The following is a 17,782-nucleotide window of genomic DNA, read 5'->3' as shown; positions in this document are numbered from 1 at the left end:
TTTCTCCTTAACTAAACATAACTGGAAGTGACAGCAATGATATTAAAACAAGTACTGCCGTAGTAATCCAAAAACAAGTTACTATTTTTGTTTCATGATGTCCCAAAAGTTCAAAATGGTGATGTATAGGTGCCATTTTGAAAAGTCTTTTACCGCCTGTTTTCTTAAAATAGAAAACTTGTAATATAACCGATAATGCTTCTATGAGATATATTCCTCCTGCGATTAAAATGTAAAGTTCTGATCTTGTAAAAATAGAAACTATTACAACCGCACCGCCAAGAGCCATCGAACCTGTATCCCCCATAAAAATTGAAGCAGGGTGAGCATTATAGCATAAAAATCCAAGGCATGCTCCTATTACGCTGGCAGTAAATATATTCATAGAAGTAAATCCGTTTGCAAGAGAAAATACCAAGAAAAAGAATAATATTATCATGGTAACTCCGCATGCAAGCCCGTCTAATCCGTCTGTCAAATTCGCCGCATTAACGACAGCAACTATTGCTATAATAACAAACGGAATATAAAATATACCCATATTCCATACAATATTGGTAAAAGGTATTACAATACTTGTTCCTATTGTTGGATGAAATGCTGCATAAACTGCAACAGCACCCGCTGCCGAAAATTGTAAAAGTAATTTTTGAATAGGAAGCATTCCAAGATATGGAACAAGAACTCCACCCTCAGAATTTAATCTGTTTTTTTGAACCATTTTTATATAATCATCTAAAAAGCCTATAAGACCGAAAATCAATGTTACAAATAAAGCAAATATCAAATCTCCATCAGCTTTTGTAAAAAATAATGCACATGTAACTAAAATACCAAGCATCATTACAAGTCCGCCCATTGTAGGAGTACCTGCCTTTTTATAATGACTCTTAGGACCAAGTTCCCTTATTGTCTGCCCCATTTTTAGTCTTTGCAAAAAAGGAATAAATTTAGGTGTTAATAATACTACTATTGCAAATGAAATAAGAGTTGAAAGAATTACATATATCATTATAAATTACCTCCCCTTTTTAGGCCTAATATTACATCTTCAAAAGCCATTCCTCTAGATGCTTTAAATAAAATATAATCTCCTTTAAGTGTTAACTTTTCAATTTGCTTCATTAAGTCTTCTTTTGAATCAAAATGTTTTATATTATTTCTGTCAAAACCGTAATAAACGGCGCCCTCTCCTATTTGCCTGCTATGTTCTCCAGCAGTAATGAGAAAGTCAACTTCGTTTTTTACTATATCTTTTCCACATTCATAGTGTAGTTTTTCACTTTTTTCTCCAAGTTCAAACATATCTCCAAGAACTGCTACTTTTCTATTATTGCCACTTATGTTCTTAAGTAAACTTAAAGCCTCTCGTAAAGCATCAGGGTTGGAATTATAGGTATCATTTATAAGAGTCATTCCATGATAATCTTCTATATCCATTCTATTTTTGCTTGCTTTAAAACTATCAAGTCCTTTTTGTATCTGCTCATAAGTAAGCCCAAAAGCAAATCCTGTATATATTGCTACAAGTCCGTTATAAACAATGTATTTTGCAGGAGTTTTCAATTTAAAAGAATATTCTTTATCTTCATATTTAACTTTAAAACTCACACCGCTTTTATCATAAACAATATCGTAAGCTTTAAAATCTCCGTTTTCTATTCCTATTTTTACAATATTGAATTCATTACTTTTATAATCCTTAAAGAACTCATTATCTGCGTTTACAACAAGAGTACCACCTTTTTTAAGTCCTCTTGTAATTTCCATTTTTGCTTTAAAAATATTCTCTTTGCTTCCCAAATTTTCAATATGGGTTACACCTACATTTGTTATTATTCCAAAATCAGGTTCAACAAGTGAACTTATTTTTTTAATTTCACCTTTATGGTTCATTCCCATTTCAACAACTGCAATCTCATGTTCTTTGTTTAAGTTAAACAAAGTAAGAGGAGCACCCGTTGTGCTGTTATAATTGCCTATTGTTTTCATAGTGTTATACTTACTTGATAAAACACTGGCAACCATATCTTTTGTGGTTGTCTTACCAGCACTTCCCGTTAAAGCTATAAATGGAATCTTAAATTCGCTTTTATAACTTTTTGCCATATCATAAAGAGCCTTTAGAGTATCTTCAACCTTAATTTGATAACATTCTGCGTCTTCAACAAGTTTAGTAACGACACAACAGCAAGCTTTATTCTCGACTGCTTTTTTTACAAAATCATGTCCATCAAAAGCAGTTCCGGGAAGTGCAAAGAATACACTTCCCTCTTTTGCAAGCCTGCTGTCTATTACCACATCGGTTATTATTTTATTATTTCCTTCTTTAATAATTTTGCCGCCAAGCATTTTTTCTAATTTTAATATATCAATACTATGCATTTTTTACCTCAAAACTTTAATATCCGCATTATTATATCACTTTTTGGCTTTTGTTAAAACAACTTATATATAAAATACAAAATAATTAATCAACATATTCAAAGGTTACTGTTACTTTTGTTCCTTTCTTAACTTTTGTACCGGCTTTAACACTCTGTTTCGTTGCAATACCCCCGCCTTTAACTTCTATGGTAAGTCCCAGTTTAGTTAATGCTTCGTTTGCACTTTGAACACTCATACCTTTTAAATCAGGCATAGTTACTTCCGTCGAAGAAGAGCTGTCAACAGTAATGGTAATTTTTTTACTGTAAGTTTCCTGTACGTTTGTTTGACTTATGACTATTGCATCATTGTCTTTTATATTTTTAGTTTTGTATTTTACTTCATAATCTATGTTTAATGAATCAAGAAGACTCTTTGCATCGGTTAAGCTTTCTCCTCTAACATCAGGAACAACAACCTTTGCATTTAATGTCTTAACATCTTCACTGTCAGAATCAGCTTTTGTATTCAAATAGTTAAGCGAGTTTTCAAGAATTTCTGCTACAATCGGAGTAGCGGTAGTACTTCCGTAACTTCCGTTTGTAGGTTCATCCAAAATTACTATAACTGCAATTTGAGGATTATCATATGGTGCAAACCCGAAAAAACTCGTTACATATTTTGAATGTGAATATTTACCATCTATTATCTTTTGTGCTGTACCGGTTTTACCACCCATTTTTAAATCCTTTGAATCATATTTTGATAAAACATCTGACTTTGTTACAACACTTCTTAGATATTTTCTCATAGTAGAAGAAGTATCACTTGAAATAATTTGTCTTACTACTTCTTTATCATATGTTGTGGTTATTTCATTATCTTCCCCTTCTGTTACGTATTTAACAAGTTGAGGTTTTAATAAATATCCACCATTAATTACAGCACTTAACGCCATAGACATCTGTATTGGTGTAGTTGATAAACCTTGGCCAAATGATTTTGTTACATAATCTACAATGTTTACATCTTCATTTGGAGATAAAATACCGCTTTCTTCTCCTCCTAAATCTATTCCCGTTTTAGAACCGAATCCATAATTATATATATAATCATAAAAAACATCAGGTCCCATACGCATTGCTATTTCCATCATAGCAGGGTTACAAGAGTTAACAAGAGTTTCTTCCAAAGATTCACTTCCATGAGCATTTGGATATACGGAACATCTTATCTTCGTTCCAGCAACAACTTTGTATCCTGAACAATAAAATCTTGAAGATGTTGTTATAGCTCCTTCTTCAAGTGCCGCAGAAACTGTTATCGGCTTAAAAGTAGAACCTGGTTCATAGTTTAAACTGATGTTTGGATTATCCCACATCATCGCAAGCTTTTCACTTTCTGTCATCTTTCTTTTCTTACCATTATCATCAGTTGTATAAAAATCAGAACTAAAGTTTTCTTCAAAATCCTCATCAAGTTCCCACGGATCATTTAAATCGTAACTTGGATTTGATGCCATTGCAAGTATCTCTCCAGTTGACGTATCAAGAGCAATAGCCAAAGCTCTCTTTGCACCTGTCTTTTTAATACCGGTTTCAAGAGCATTTTCTGCATACATTTGTATTACGCTGTCTATTGTAAGAACAAGGTTGCTTCCATCAGTAGCTTCTTGCCTTATTTCACTGCCTGATGCAATCTTTCTTCCGCTTCCGTCTGTTTGATATAAAACAACACCGTCTTTACCTGAAAGAACATCATTAAAACTTGCTTCAAGTCCATATAATCCTTGATGGTCTGTTCCCGTAAATCCAAGAAGATATGCGGCAAATGTACCGTTTGTATAATATCTTTTTTTATCTTCAGTTACTGAAACACCGTCATAACCTTTATTTTTTATTTCCAAACCTATACTGTTATCAACTTTGCTTTTTATAAGTTCATTACTTGATGATGAATTATTTACTTTTTTATAAACTTCATCATAATCTAAATCAAGCATTTCACTTAAATATTTTGCAACCTCTTCTTTATCTTCTTTTTCTATACTCGCCGGAGAAACATAAATACTAGAACAAGTTGCGTCTTTTGCAAGTAAAGCCATGTTTCTGTCATAAATATCTCCCCTACTTGCCGTAATAGGAAGACGCTGCATCAACATGGCTGATTGTTTATCTCCGTATTCAACTGCTTTACATCCTTGTATGTAGACAAGTTTTACAACTAGTGCAACAAAAAGTACACATACAAAGGAAAATATAAATAATATTCTTTTTTTTCGTTTTAAATCTAAAAAAGTTTTCAAATGTTACCACCTTCATTAGTTGCTGACGAAACTACCAAAAAGTTTAGAGAGAGCACTTTCGTCTTCAGTATTTTGAGCACTTGCACTCTTTGTTGAAGAAATTGAATCAGTATCATCAGTTACATCAACTGCAACAAAAGAGTTACTGCTTGGTTTAATCATACCATATTTTTTTGTTGCAATCTTTTGAACTTCCTTCAAATCTCTTTTTGCAAGCAATTTCCCCTCTAAACTATCGTTTAGCATTTGAACCTCTTTTAATTCACTTTCAAGCTTAGATATGGCAATATCTGTTCTGTTTATTCTGTAACTTTGCCAAGTGATAAGAGAAACACATATCGAAGCAATCAAAAACAAAAATAAAACAGTATCAATAGTAAAAATCTTTTCTTCTTTATTAACATTTTTTTTCATTTGCACATTGTTATTTCTTCTTGTCATTTGTTGCTCCTTAAATTATATTTAAAAAAATTTCTTATTATTACTTAAAGTTTCTCTATAGCTCTAAGCTTTGCACTCCTTGAACGGGGATTATATTCTATCTCTTCATTTGTAGGAAGAATTGGTTTACCCGTTAACACTTTTACTTTCGGTTTGTTTCCGCATACACATACTGGGAAATCCTTAGGGCAGGTGCAACCCTTCTTTTTATCATTAAACACTTTCTTTGTGATTCTGTCTTCCAAAGAATGAAAGGTTATTACCGCAAGCTTTCCACCTTTATCTAAAACATCAATCATATCTTCCACAGATTTTTCAAGTGCATCTATTTCGTTATTTACTTCTATCCTAATAGCTTGAAAAGTCTTTTTCGCTGGATGTTTTTTTGCGTGAAACTTTTTTGGAATTGCAGCCTTTATTATTTCTACAAGTTCAAAAGTTGTTTCAATTGGCTTCTCTTCACGCCTTTTTATAATATGTTTTGCAATATTTCCTGCAAATTGTTCTTCCCCGTATTCACTTATGATTCTTCTTAAATCCTCATAGGAATATGTATTAACAAGCATCTTTGCATCAAAATCGCTGGTTCTATCCATTCTCATATCAAGTGGACCGTCATGTCTAAAAGAGAATCCTCGTTTTTCATCATCAATTTGGAAAGAAGACACTCCAAGGTCAACCATCATTCCATCAACCTTATCAATTCCAAGCTCTTGTAAAATATTTTTTATATCGTGAAAATTACCTTTTACAAAATGTTTTTTGCAATTATAAGGAGATAGTCTTTCTTTTGCTCTGTCAAAAACAAAATCATCTCTGTCAATTCCGATAAATGTTCCCTTATCAGATAATCTTTTGCATATTCCTTCACTATGACCTGCTCCACCCATGGTTCCATCAACATAAATACCATCAGGTTTTATATTTAAAATATCAAGGGTTTCACTATATAAAACGCTTATATGTTTCATCTTAAATACTTATCCCCGCTTCATACATTTCTTGAGCTACATCATTGATATCATCATCAGACATATCGTTGAAACTATCCCACTGAGCCTTATCCCAAATTTCAACTTTATCTTCAACACCAACAACAACAATATCTTTTGTTATTCCGGCGTATTCTCTAAGAGGTTGAGAGACGTTTGTTCTCCCCTGTTTATCAGGAGAACATTCACAAGCACTCCCTAAAATAAATCTTGAAAATCTTCTGGCATTTCTATCGGTAGTTGGTAAGCTTTTGATTTTAGCGGCAAGTTCTTTCCACGCATCTTGTGGATAAACCCAGATACATTTATCAAGGCCTTTGCACATAATAAAAGAATCACCAAGTTCATTTCTGAATTTGGCTGGTACACTAACTCTTCCTTTACTGTCAACCGTGTGATTATATTCTCCTATTAACATATTTCTTACCACTCTATACCAATTTATGTTCTCATTTTACCACTTGATACCACCCTTGGCAACCAAATTTGTTTAATTTTTAAACTTTTTTGGTAATTTTAATCTTTATAGAACAAATTTTCTAAACAATCTGTGGACAAGTTGTGAATAACCATGTAAAATATTTATTTATAAAAATCACTTATCTTGTAAGAATATTTTGGGTATGATATAATATACAAAGTGGCGCAGTATCCTAGTCAGACTTATTTTGATTGAAGGCGGGGCTAAAAATCCGTCAAAGGGCACATCGATGAAGTTTCTTGTTTGGGCTTCTTACGCCCAGTAAGGGGTTCTTTCAGGAAGTAAAGGAAATGGGGCGATCTGCAACGGCATGTGGGCGATGACCCTATTTCCGCGGAGGCTCATAAGAATGTTCTTATGGGAGAAACCTATGGATGTGGTAATCCGGGGGATCTCGTGATTATTACTGAAATAGCGTAGCCTGTTTTGAGTGATGCAGGGGGAGTTGGAAACCAACTTTTTATCAATATGAGCTCAAAGATAAGAAAGTATTGCCAATGAAACCTGTGTTGCAAAAGAAACTATGTCATCTTAAGCCTGCCGAGGAAAGCTCCTAGGCTGTTTCATTTGAAGATAATTTAGGGATTACAGTGTGAACTAAGTGGTAATTTGGTCCTGCCCGCAGCAATGAGGCAGGAAAATATTGAAAGGGAAACCGCAATTACGGCGACGTTTTTGTATATTTTCGGGAAATCCTACCAAACCTAAGTCGCAAAGTTTACTTAAGTTATTGCCACTAAAAAAGACAGGTGTTAACCTGTCTTTTTATTTTATAAAATAAACATTTTATAATTATATATTTCTAATTATATATAAATCAAATATATATCTTCATTATTAGTTGTAATGTATAAACTGCTTATAAAAAAAGCGTGGAATAAAACCACGCTTTATATTTTTAAGAAAGAAGCATTCTGTCGTTTGCGAACTCTCCACCTGAACACATTTCAAATTTTTCAAGTAAATCTTTTACTTGAAGATTTTTCTTTTCCTCTCCTCTAACATCATAAATAATATGTCCGTCATACATCATAATAAGTCTGTTTCCATATTTAATAGCATCTCTCATGTTATGTGTTACCATTAATGCTGTTAAATTATCTTTATCTATGATTTTTTGAGTAAGCTCTAAAACTTTTGATGCTGTTTTAGGGTCAAGAGCAGCTGTATGTTCATCAAGAAGAAGAAGTTCAGGTTTTTTAAGTGTTGCCATTAATAAAGTTAATGCTTGTCTTTGTCCACCTGATAGTAAACCTACTTTATCGCTTAATCTGTCTTCAAGTCCTAAATCAAGAGTTTTTAGTAGTTCTCTATATTCATCTCTTTCTTCATTTTTAATTCCCCAGCCTAGACCTCTTTTATCTCCTCTTCTATATGCCATAGCAAGATTTTCTTCAATCATCATATCTGCGGCAGTACCTCTCATAGGATCTTGAAAAACTCTGCCTATCCATCTTGCTCTTTTATGTTCATCAAGAGTTGTAATCAAGTGGTCAGCTAATGTAATTTTACCGCTGTCAACAGGATAAACACCTGCTATCATATTTAACATTGTTGATTTACCGGCACCATTACCACCAATAACCGTAACAAAATCTTGAGGGTATAGATGTAAGTTTATATCTATTAGTGCTTTCTTTTCATTTATAGTACCTTCATTGAATGTCTTATTTATATTTTGAAGTTTAAGCATTTTCTACACCTCCCCGCCATTCATTTCTTTGTTTAATTTTATTTTTTTCTTTTCGTTTATCTTTCCTTTGATTATAGGAAGAGATAATGCAAGAGCAACTATTATTGCTGTTAATAATTTTAAATCGTTTGGATTCATACCAAGTCTTAAAACAACTGCAATTATTACTCTGTATATGATACTACCAAGAACTACACTTATAAGCTTTGTTTTAAATGATATAGCCTTATTTAAAATTACTTCTCCGATAATAATAGATGCAAGACCAATTACGATTGTACCTGTTCCCATACCTACATCACCATATCTTTGAGATTGTGCAACCATTGCACCTGACAATGAAACAAGACCATTTGAAATAATAAGACCAATAATTTTCATTGTGTCTGTATTAACACCAAGAGCTCTTACCATATCACCATTATTTCCGGTAGCTCTTATGGCACATCCTATTTCTGTTCCAAAGAACCAGTATAAAATAACCATTGCTAAAATTACAATAATTAGTCCGAATAATAATGTCGCATTTGAACTTGAAAGTCCTGTTAAATCACAAACATAGTCTATTACTGTTTTAACATTTCCTCCTCCAAGTTGTGGCATTGCTAAGTTTGATTTACCATCCAAAACTTTTAAGTTAATTGAATAAAGTGCAAGCATAGACAAGATACCAGAAAGAATTGCAGGAATTTTAAGTTTAGTATGTAAAAATCCTGTTACACATCCGGCAATCATACCGGCAATAGTAGCAACTATTAAACTTAAAATAGGATTAATGCCATTAACAACAAGAGTTGCTGTAACACATCCTCCAAGAGCAAAAGTTCCGTCAACTGTCATATCTGCTATATCCAAAATTTTGAATGTAATGTATACTCCAAGACACATTACACCCCACAAAATACCTAAGCTTATGGCATCCGGCAGGTTTTTAAGTATACCTGTAAGAAGTTCCATATTATACCCCCCTGAAATTTCTATAATTTAATATTTAAAAAAAATGAAATTTTCTCAATTTTCACTATTATTTTATTTTACTATTATTTTATCAACTTTTCAATATAAAAATAATATTTCTATGATGTATATTAAATCAAAAAAATAAATATTTATAAATAAAAAAAGAGGTATATAAATACCTCTTTAATTTTTATTATTTTACCAGTTTATCTTCTAAACTTGAAGGAATTTCCATATTTAATGTTTTTAATGTATCGTTATTAACAACAAGTTTTAAATCATCCCCGCTTAAGTATTCAATAGGCATAGTAGAAACATCTGCTTCACCTTTTAGAACTTTTACGGCTTGAAGACCTGTTTTGTATCCAAGATCATAATAGTCAATACCATAACAAGCAAGACCACCATCTGTTGCCATTGCTTGTGCTCCACAGAATACAGGAACTTTTGCTTCATTTGTTACAAGAGCAACTGTAGCCATACCTGCTGCGAATGTGTTGTCTGTAGGTATGTAAATTGCATCAACTTTATCAATTACAGAAGAAACAACTTGTTGAATTTCATTTGAGCTTGAAACAGTTGCTTCAACTAAAGTAAGACCAAGTTTTTTTGCTTCTTCTTTAGATATCTTTGCTTGTAAAACTGAATTTGCTTCATTTGAAGAATATAAAAGTCCTACTGTTTTAGCTTCAGGACAAAATTCCTTTAATACTTCAAGTTGATCTTTAACAGGTGTCATATCACTTGTACCTGATACGTTTGTTTCAGGTTTTTCGTTTGATTTAACAAGTCCGGCATCTGCAGGATCTGTAACCGCTGTTACTAAAATAGGAATATCGCTTGTTTTGCTTGCTACTGCTTGAGCTGCAGGTGTTCCGATTGCTAAAATCAAATCTTTATTGTCATTTACAAATCCATCTGAAATTGTTTGACAGTTTGATTGATCCCCTGCTGCATTTTGGAAATCAAGTTCAATATTTTTTCCATCTTCATATCCGTTATCCTTAAGTGCTGCAACGAAACCTTCATAAGCAGAGTCCAAAGATTCATGTTGTATTAATTGAATAACTCCGATTTTTTTCACTTCATCACCTGAGCTGTCTGAACCACAAGCACTAAATCCAAGGACAACTCCAAGGCAAAGTAATACTGATATAATCTTTTTTAACATTATTTTCCCCTCCAAAAACTAAATAAGAATTACAATTATTATATATTTATATTATTTTTTTATTTGACTCATAATACTATCAGGTATTGTTATACCAAGAGTTTTGGCAGCTTCTTCATTTACAGCTATTTCTAAATCTTCTTCTGCTAAATATTCAATAGGCATATCTTCAACTTTTGCTTCACCTTTTAAAATTTTAACAGCTTGAAGTCCTGTTTTATATCCAAGATTGTAATAATCAATACCATATGTTGCCAAAGCACCACCTTCAAGCATACCTGATTCACCACAAATAATAGGAACATCTTTTTCATTTGCAACCATAGCTACTGTAGCTATACCTGCAGAAACCATATTATCAGTAGGAACATAAATTACATCAGCTTTATCTACCAAAGAAGATGCAACTTGTTGAATTTCATTTGAATTTGATACTGTTCCTTCAACATATGTCATTCCCTTTGCTTCAATAGCTTTTTTTGCAATACCAGCTTGTAAAATAGAGTTTGATTCGTTTGAACAATACATAACTCCAACTGTTTTTGCATCAGGAACAATTTGTTTTAACAAGTCAATTTGCTCTTCAACAGGAGTTAAATCGCTTGTACCAGATACATTTGTTTCAGGTTTTTCATTTGATTTAACAAGTCCCGCATCAGCTGGATCTGTAACTGCTGTTACCAAAATAGGAATATCTTTTGTCTTATTTGCAACAGCTTGAGCTGCAGGTGTTCCGATTGCTAAAATCAAATCTTTTCCGTCATTTATAAAACTATCAGAAATAGTTTGACAGTTTGATTGATCCCCTGCTGCATTTTGATAATCAACTTCGATGTTTTCACCATCTTTAAATCCATTATCTTCTAATGCTTTCATAAATCCTTCGTTAGCTTTATCAAGTGCATCATGTTGAACTAACTGAAGAACGCCGATTTTGTATACTTTATTACTTCCGTCATTAGAACCACAACCACTAATACCTAGAAATAATGCTAAACAAATCGTAATTGCCAATATTTTTTTTTTCATTTTACTTCTCCCCTATAATTTAATTTATATTAAAAATTATTGTACTATAACAATTAATACAATGTCAATAATTTTCTGAAAATTTAGGAGATTTAACTTATTTAAATAAAAATATTATATTTGATTTTATAATTTCAATATAAGAAATAAATTTTTCACAATTATATATAATGCTGTTTCTATCTTTAATATTCATATAATTTCTGATTACTTCTCTTTTCTCCATTCTTTTTAAATTCTGCTCGTATTCTTCTAATTTTTTTTCATTATAAAAAGAATTTTTTGAAACATATACTTTAGTATTCATATTTACTTTTCTTTTAATATCACATCCCATAAAAGCTCCATACCCTATATATTTTAATTCACTCTCTTTTTCAAAACTTAAAACTTTTAATTTATTACAAGAACAAAAACTTTGAGTACATATAACCTTTAAAGTTTTAGGAAGAAAAATCTTTTTAATATTTGTATTGTAAAAAGCATTCATCTCAATAATTTTCAAAGTACTTTCAGATGAAAAAGTAACATATTCTAAATTTATACAATCTTTAAAAGCATTTATTTCTATTAATTGTATATTTTTTGAAATATTAACTTTTATTAGATTTTTATTATTTAAAAAGGCATTTTCACATACTCTAGTTACTTTAAAATAATTATTGTCATAAAAAATACAACTTGGAATATCAACTTCTCTTTCATATTCTTTCAAATAACGAACCACCCCAACCTCTTTATTTCTCCTGCTCAATATAACAAATTCAAAATTCTCATTTACAAATTTCTCTTAAAATATATTTATTGGAAAAACAATTTCATCACAGTAAAAAGTAAAATTAATTTTATAACTTTTAATTAATAAAACAGAAATACTAAAAACAAAGAAAATAATAAACAAAGAAACAAATATTTTAATAATTTTACCCATAGCCACATTTCCTTTTTAGCGATATTCATACTTTTTGTAACTTTTATGGTATATTGACTTTATTACGTAAATTTATATATTTTTATACAATATAAATTTTAGTTTTGTTATAAAATTTAATTAACATATACAAAAAAAATTACACTTCATTCTTGTTACAAAAAGTGTAGTTTTTTTGACATATTATTTAAAAATTAAATAAAAAATATAATTAATGTAAAATATGGACTTTAAAAGTTTGTAATGTTATATTATATACAAAGAAATTAAAAGAAGGGAAAAAATGAAATTTTTAGATAAACTATTTAGCAGAATTGTTATTTTCGGCATATTACTTATATTACAGGTATTCATGTTATTTTTCGTTGTGGTAAAATTCAGCGAAGTAACCAACCAAATTTACGGATTATTTTTAATTGTAAGTATTATAGCGGTTGCTTATGTAAATACTAGGAATATAAACCCTGCATACAAGCTGGGTTGGGCAATAGTTATAATGGCTTTCCCAATGTTTGGTATAATGTTTTACTTCTTTGTCGGTAACAAAAAACCTGCAAGAAAACTTATAAAAAAATTAAACAGATCTCAAGTTTTTACACAAAGAATGTTAAACCAAGATACTTCAATTATCGAAGAAATAATAAACGATGATCCTTATGGTGCCGGAAACATTATGTATATAGAAAACTACGGCCCATATCCTATTTACAAAAACACCAAAACAAACTTTTTTAAATTAGGTGAAGAAGCCTTTGAAGATATGCTTATTGAAATAAAGAAAGCAAAAAAATATATTTTCATTGAATATTTTATTGTCCATGAAGGCAAAATGTGGAATTCTATTTTAGATATACTTGAACAAAAAGTTAAAGAAGGTGTAGATGTAAGATTTATTTATGATGATATAGGTTCTGTTACGGTATTACCGGCAAAATACAAAAGAATATTAGAAAAGAAAGGTATTAAAACAATAGCTTTTAATCCTTTTGTTCCTTTTTTATCAATGGTAATGAATAACCGTGACCATAGAAAAATAATGGTAATTGATGGAAAAGTCGGATATACTGGGGGAATAAATTTATCTGATGAATATATAAATGAAATCGAAAGATTTGGTCATTGGAAAGACAATGCAATTAAACTTGAAGGTGAAGCTGTTTGGAGTTTTACAATGATGTTTCTTGAAATGTGGAACGGACTAAGACCTACCGACAACGAGCTTGAATATGAAAAATTCAAACCTGATTACAATTTTGCAAAAGAGTACGAAAATGAAGGTTACGTTCAACCATACAGCGACTCCCCTCTTGACAATGAAATTTTATCAGAAAATATATATATCAACATTTTAAATGCAGCAAAAGATTATGTCTATATCTACACGCCATATTTAATTATAGACAATGAAATGACCACTGCGCTAACTCTTGCAGCAAAAAGAGGTGTAGATGTAAGAATCGTAATTCCGGGAATACCCGATAAAAAAAGTGCTTTCGAACTTACAAAATCATTTTGTCTGGAACTTATTGAAAACGGAGTTAAAGTTTATCATTATACACCAGGATTTATTCATGGGAAATGTTTCCTTTCAGATGATAAAATTGCAACGGTAGGAACTGCAAACATGGATTACAGGAGTCTTTATTTACATTTTGAATGTGGTGTTTACTTATATAAAACAAACAGTATAAAAGAAATAAAAAAAGATATGCTTCAAACTTTTGAAGTAAGTACAAGAAGATACAACAAAAAAACAAAACTTCCGTTTTTATTTAGATTATACAGAAGTTTACTTAGATTATTTGCACCGTTAATGTAATAAAAAGAAAGGAATAACAAAATATGAAATTTGCATTTTTAATAATGGGTAATTTTAATTCAAAAAATGACACAGCATACATCCATGATGGAGATGCAAGAATAATTGGAGTTTCTAATTTAAAAGAAGCTTGTATCATTGCAAAAAAACTTTACGAAGAAGGAATAAACTGTATTGAACTGTGCGGAGCTTTTAACGAAGAAGGCGCAAGAGAAATAATTAAAGCAACAAATAATGAAATTCCAATTGGGTATGTAACTCACCTTAAGGAACAAGAAGAAATTTACAATAAAACATTTAATAAATAAAAAAAGGACCATCTTAAAGATGGTCTTTTTTTATTATTTAATTTTTCATATAAACTATTTAAGTGAGCCTTTACCAGCACAACCAAATACTTGCATTTTGTGAGCAACCATATCTTTAACAGCTGTTCTTGCAGGAGCTAAGTATCCTCTTGGGTCGAATACTTCTGGTTGTTCAACAAATACTTTTCTGATAGCAGCTGTCATTGCTAAACGAATATCTGTATCAACGTTGATTTTAGCAACACCAAGTTTAGCAGCTTTTGCTAACATTTCTTCAGGAACACCTTGAGCTCCAGGGATTTTTGCACCATATTTGTTGTTAAGTTCAACAAATTCTTGAGGTACAGAAGAAGCACCATGAAGTACGATTGGGAAGTTTGGAATAAGTTCACAAACTTTTTCAAGTCTAGCATAGTCTAAGCTTGGTTCTCCACTGAATTTGTATGCACCATGAGAAGTACCGATAGCGATTGCTAAAGAGTCAACACCTGTTTTAGCTACGAATTCAGCAGCTTCTTCAGGATCTGTGTAAGTAGCATCTTTTGTAGCAACTTTAACAGCATCTTCAACACCTGCTAATTTACCAAGTTCAGCTTCAACTGTTACGCCATGATCATGAGCGTATTCAACAACTTGTTTTGTAATTTCAACGTTTTTGTCAAAATCATATTTACTTGCATCGATCATTACTGATGTGAATCCATCATCAATACAAGATTTACAAATTTCAAAGCTATCACCATGGTCAAGATGTAATACAACATCAACACCTGTATCTTTGATTGCAGCATCAACTAAAGATGTTAAGTAAGCTGATTTTGCATATTTTCTAGCACCTGCTGATACTTGTAAAATTACAGGAGCATTTTCTTGTTGTGCAGCTTCAACGATACCTTGGATAATTTCCATGTTGTTTACATTGAAAGCACCTACTGCATATTTTCCTTCTTTTGCTTTTTGTAAAATTTCTTTACTTGAGATTAAAGCCATTATTGTTCTCCTTTGTTTTCTTTGTTTTCTATTTTTTTTACTTCCGCTTCCAATTGTTTTTCTAAAAGAAGAAGTTGTAGGGTGTCATCTTTTTCAGATAACTTATTAAATATTTTAACATATTTATTCCCTAATTCCAAATACCCCATCTTATTTAGATAGGATATATATTGACTTGTCATTAATGTGGCATTTTTACTTGCCATAAATATTTTTTGTGCGTGCATTACTTCATCTCTTATTGCACTCATTTCTTTATCTAATTCTTCAACTTTTTTTGCAGCTGCTTTCAGTCTGTTGGAAAGCTCCTTAGGTATATCCCCCTCATATTTATAATTAAGGGAATGTTCTATGGTAGCCCAAAAGTTGATAGCTAAAGTTCTTACTTGTATTTCACATAGAATATCTTTAACTCCAAATGCTGTATTTACATGATATTCTATAATTAAATGAACGGAACGATAACCGCTTTCTTTTGGATTTGCAAGGTAGTCTTTTTTTATAACCACCTTCATATCATTCCTTTTCATTATATCACTGACAACCTTTGTTATATCTTCTTCAAATTGGCATATTATTCTTATACCTGCAACATCGGTTATCTTTGTTGAAATATCATCAATATTATAATGATTTTTTTCCAATTTTTCCAGTATGCTTTTTACTTTTTTTACTCTTCCGTGAACTTCTTCAATTTCTGAATACTGACCAACTGTTATCTTTTGATCTCTTATTGTTTTAAATTTTAAAACCAGTTCGTCAACAGCTTGTCTATACGGATATAAAAAGTCATCCCAATTCACGCCTGTTTCAAGCACAATATCATTCCTTTATTTAAACTTATCAAGCAAACCTTTGTTATATATATTATATTTTTTCCCTTGATAAGTATTTTGTTTTTTCATCTCATCCAGAATCATATCCTGTATTACCCAGTGAGATCTATCCCAGTTTAAAAAGAGGACATCTTCTTCTTTTGGTACTCTGGATACCAGTCTTTCCACCGCAATATTTTCATCCAAGTTTTCTAAAAATAAAACTACTCTCCTTACATAATCTTCGATTGAAAGCATTTTTATTTTTCCATCTAAATACATTTTACCCAAAATTGTATTTCTTTCTACATATAATGAATGAATTTTAACACTATCTGTTTTTAAAATACTAAGAATTTTTGCAGCTTCTATTATATCTTCATCGCTGTCATATGGTATTGAAGCAATTATATGCGTACTTACTTCAAAACCATAACTTTTTATCATTAAAACAGCTTTAATATAATCTGCTAAAGTATGTCCTCTATTTAATTTTCTAAGAGTTTCGTTGTTTACGGACTGTAAACCAAGTTCGATTATTATATCAAGATGATACTCATTTTCTACTTCTTTCAAAAAGCTCAAATAATCATTGTCAATGCAATCGGGTCTTGTTGAAATAGACACCGCAACAACATTATCTAATGCATTTACAGCTTCCAAAATGTTATTTTTAAAAGTAGAAAGTTTAATATACGTATTGGTAAAATTTTGAAAATATAATATAAATTTTTCGGCTTTATATTTATTTACAAAAATATCTAAATTATCGTTTATTTGTTTAGTAATTGATTCTTTGCAGTCACCATTTTCATATCCTGCACCTTTTTCACCACAAAATATACATCCGCCTTTAGATATACTCCCATCTCTTACCGGACAGGTTGTGTCAATACTTATAGGAATTTTATAAACTTTTCCTGAGTACTTTTCTTTTAACTTAGTAGAAAATTTAGTATACAATGTTACGCTTCTTGATATTCATATTTTTTTATTAGATTTAATTCATCTTCGTCTCTTGCGCCAAGAGTAAGAGTTATATCGCATTCATACTCTTTTGTAAGAGCTTCCAATTGATCTAAAAATGCTATTGCAGTTTCAAGATGTTTAGCATTTAAGATTTCTAAAATATCATCAATGTATATTTGGTTAATATCATAGTTTCCGGCTATTAAACCACATAAAAATCCGAAAAACATTTCAGGAGATGCTACATGAAATTCAGATGTGTTAATAAATCTGATTTGTGTCATTACTTCTCTTGAATGGTTAAGTGAAGAATCAATATAAACTTGAAGTCCTTTTGCTTCTTTGTTTTCACTGTTAGCTAATTCAATAAGTTTTTGTGTTTTTCCAGTGCCTTCAGCACCACCGATAATTCTAACCATTTTAATCACCTCGTACGTCTTTTTTTATTTTAATTTATTATACAACATTTTAATCAAAATGTGAAGAGCATTTGTAACACAAATTAATTTAC

General features: G+C 31.0%; 17 protein-coding genes. 2 read left to right on the top strand and 15 right to left on the bottom strand.

The annotated features are described in order from the left end of the window. Positions 1 to 7: 7 nt before the first annotated feature. From mraY to ACTQYZ_RS06325, 11 genes are all read right to left on the bottom strand, one after another. Positions 8 to 1,012, bottom strand: a complete 1,005-nt coding sequence (mraY, locus tag ACTQYZ_RS06375; protein WP_441022210.1) for a phospho-N-acetylmuramoyl-pentapeptide-transferase — start codon at positions 1,010 to 1,012, stop codon at positions 8 to 10. Then, a complete protein-coding gene (locus ACTQYZ_RS06370; protein WP_441022212.1) occupies positions 1,012 to 2,385 on the bottom strand; it encodes a UDP-N-acetylmuramoyl-tripeptide--D-alanyl-D-alanine ligase in 1,374 nt (457 codons plus the stop codon). The genes mraY and ACTQYZ_RS06370 overlap by 1 nt, the downstream gene beginning before the upstream one ends. A gap of 85 nt (positions 2,386 to 2,470) precedes the next feature. Continuing rightward, positions 2,471 to 4,672, bottom strand: a complete 2,202-nt coding sequence (locus tag ACTQYZ_RS06365) for a penicillin-binding transpeptidase domain-containing protein (RefSeq protein ID WP_441416236.1) — start codon at positions 4,670 to 4,672, stop codon at positions 2,471 to 2,473. Between the two features lie 15 nt (positions 4,673 to 4,687). After that, positions 4,688 to 5,113, bottom strand: coding sequence for a hypothetical protein (locus ACTQYZ_RS06360; RefSeq protein WP_441022216.1), 426 nt, complete (start codon positions 5,111 to 5,113; stop codon positions 4,688 to 4,690). Positions 5,114 to 5,157: 44 nt separating this feature from the next. After that, positions 5,158 to 6,084 carry a 16S rRNA (cytosine(1402)-N(4))-methyltransferase RsmH gene (gene rsmH, locus ACTQYZ_RS06355; RefSeq protein WP_441416235.1) on the bottom strand — a complete coding sequence of 309 codons (927 nt, stop codon included), beginning with the start codon at positions 6,082 to 6,084 and terminating at the stop codon, positions 5,158 to 5,160. 1 nt (position 6,085) lies between these two features. After that, the gene (gene mraZ / locus ACTQYZ_RS06350; RefSeq protein ID WP_329379688.1) at positions 6,086 to 6,523 is read right to left on the bottom strand and encodes a division/cell wall cluster transcriptional repressor MraZ; all 438 of its coding nucleotides are present in this window, start codon (positions 6,521 to 6,523) and stop codon (positions 6,086 to 6,088) included. A 961-nt stretch (positions 6,524 to 7,484) separates the two neighbouring features. Next, on the bottom strand, positions 7,485 to 8,279 hold the full coding sequence (locus tag ACTQYZ_RS06345) for an ABC transporter ATP-binding protein (RefSeq protein WP_441022220.1): 795 nt from the start codon (positions 8,277 to 8,279) through the stop codon (positions 7,485 to 7,487). A 3-nt stretch (positions 8,280 to 8,282) separates the two neighbouring features. Beyond that, entirely contained in the window at positions 8,283 to 9,236 is a 954-nt protein-coding gene (locus ACTQYZ_RS06340) for an ABC transporter permease (protein WP_441022222.1), read from the bottom strand. 196 nt (positions 9,237 to 9,432) lie between these two features. Then, the gene (locus tag ACTQYZ_RS06335; protein ID WP_441022224.1) at positions 9,433 to 10,410 is read right to left on the bottom strand and encodes an ABC transporter substrate binding protein; all 978 of its coding nucleotides are present in this window, start codon (positions 10,408 to 10,410) and stop codon (positions 9,433 to 9,435) included. 51 nt (positions 10,411 to 10,461) lie between these two features. Further along, entirely contained in the window at positions 10,462 to 11,439 is a 978-nt protein-coding gene (locus ACTQYZ_RS06330; RefSeq protein WP_441022226.1) for an ABC transporter substrate binding protein, read from the bottom strand. A gap of 97 nt (positions 11,440 to 11,536) precedes the next feature. Further along, entirely contained in the window at positions 11,537 to 12,154 is a 618-nt protein-coding gene (locus tag ACTQYZ_RS06325; protein WP_441416234.1) for a leucine-rich repeat domain-containing protein, read from the bottom strand. Between the two features lie 499 nt (positions 12,155 to 12,653). On the opposite strand from ACTQYZ_RS06325, the gene cls reads away from it, so the two are divergent. After that, positions 12,654 to 14,189 carry a cardiolipin synthase gene (cls, locus tag ACTQYZ_RS06320; RefSeq protein ID WP_441022230.1) on the top strand — a complete coding sequence of 512 codons (1,536 nt, stop codon included), beginning with the start codon at positions 12,654 to 12,656 and terminating at the stop codon, positions 14,187 to 14,189. Between the two features lie 23 nt (positions 14,190 to 14,212). Then, on the top strand, positions 14,213 to 14,497 hold the full coding sequence (locus ACTQYZ_RS06315) for a DUF6506 family protein (protein WP_138268492.1): 285 nt from the start codon (positions 14,213 to 14,215) through the stop codon (positions 14,495 to 14,497). A 54-nt stretch (positions 14,498 to 14,551) separates the two neighbouring features. On the opposite strand, the gene fba is transcribed toward ACTQYZ_RS06315, so the two are convergent. Genes fba through ACTQYZ_RS06295 form a run of 4 tightly spaced genes read right to left on the bottom strand, consistent with a single transcriptional unit; the run spans position 14,552 to position 17,690 of the window. Continuing rightward, positions 14,552 to 15,487 carry a class II fructose-1,6-bisphosphate aldolase gene (gene fba, locus ACTQYZ_RS06310; RefSeq protein ID WP_441022234.1) on the bottom strand — a complete coding sequence of 312 codons (936 nt, stop codon included), beginning with the start codon at positions 15,485 to 15,487 and terminating at the stop codon, positions 14,552 to 14,554. After that, positions 15,487 to 16,305 (bottom strand): GTP pyrophosphokinase, encoded by an 819-nt coding sequence (locus tag ACTQYZ_RS06305; protein ID WP_441022235.1) that lies wholly within the window; start codon positions 16,303 to 16,305, stop codon positions 15,487 to 15,489. The genes fba and ACTQYZ_RS06305 overlap by 1 nt, the downstream gene beginning before the upstream one ends. Positions 16,306 to 16,317: 12 nt before the next feature. Beyond that, entirely contained in the window at positions 16,318 to 17,265 is a 948-nt protein-coding gene (locus ACTQYZ_RS06300) for a TIGR01212 family radical SAM protein (protein ID WP_253229463.1), read from the bottom strand. 2 nt (positions 17,266 to 17,267) lie between these two features. Further along, positions 17,268 to 17,690 carry a hypothetical protein gene (locus tag ACTQYZ_RS06295; RefSeq protein WP_329379646.1) on the bottom strand — a complete coding sequence of 141 codons (423 nt, stop codon included), beginning with the start codon at positions 17,688 to 17,690 and terminating at the stop codon, positions 17,268 to 17,270. Positions 17,691 to 17,782 lie beyond the last annotated feature (92 nt).

Origin of the sequence: Anaerofustis sp. LCP19S3_F7, from assembly GCF_052119445.1 — a bacterium.
Taxonomy (GTDB): Bacteria; Bacillota; Clostridia; order Eubacteriales; family Anaerofustaceae; genus Anaerofustis; species Anaerofustis butyriciformans.
This window is presented reverse-complemented; position numbering and strand designations above follow the sequence as displayed.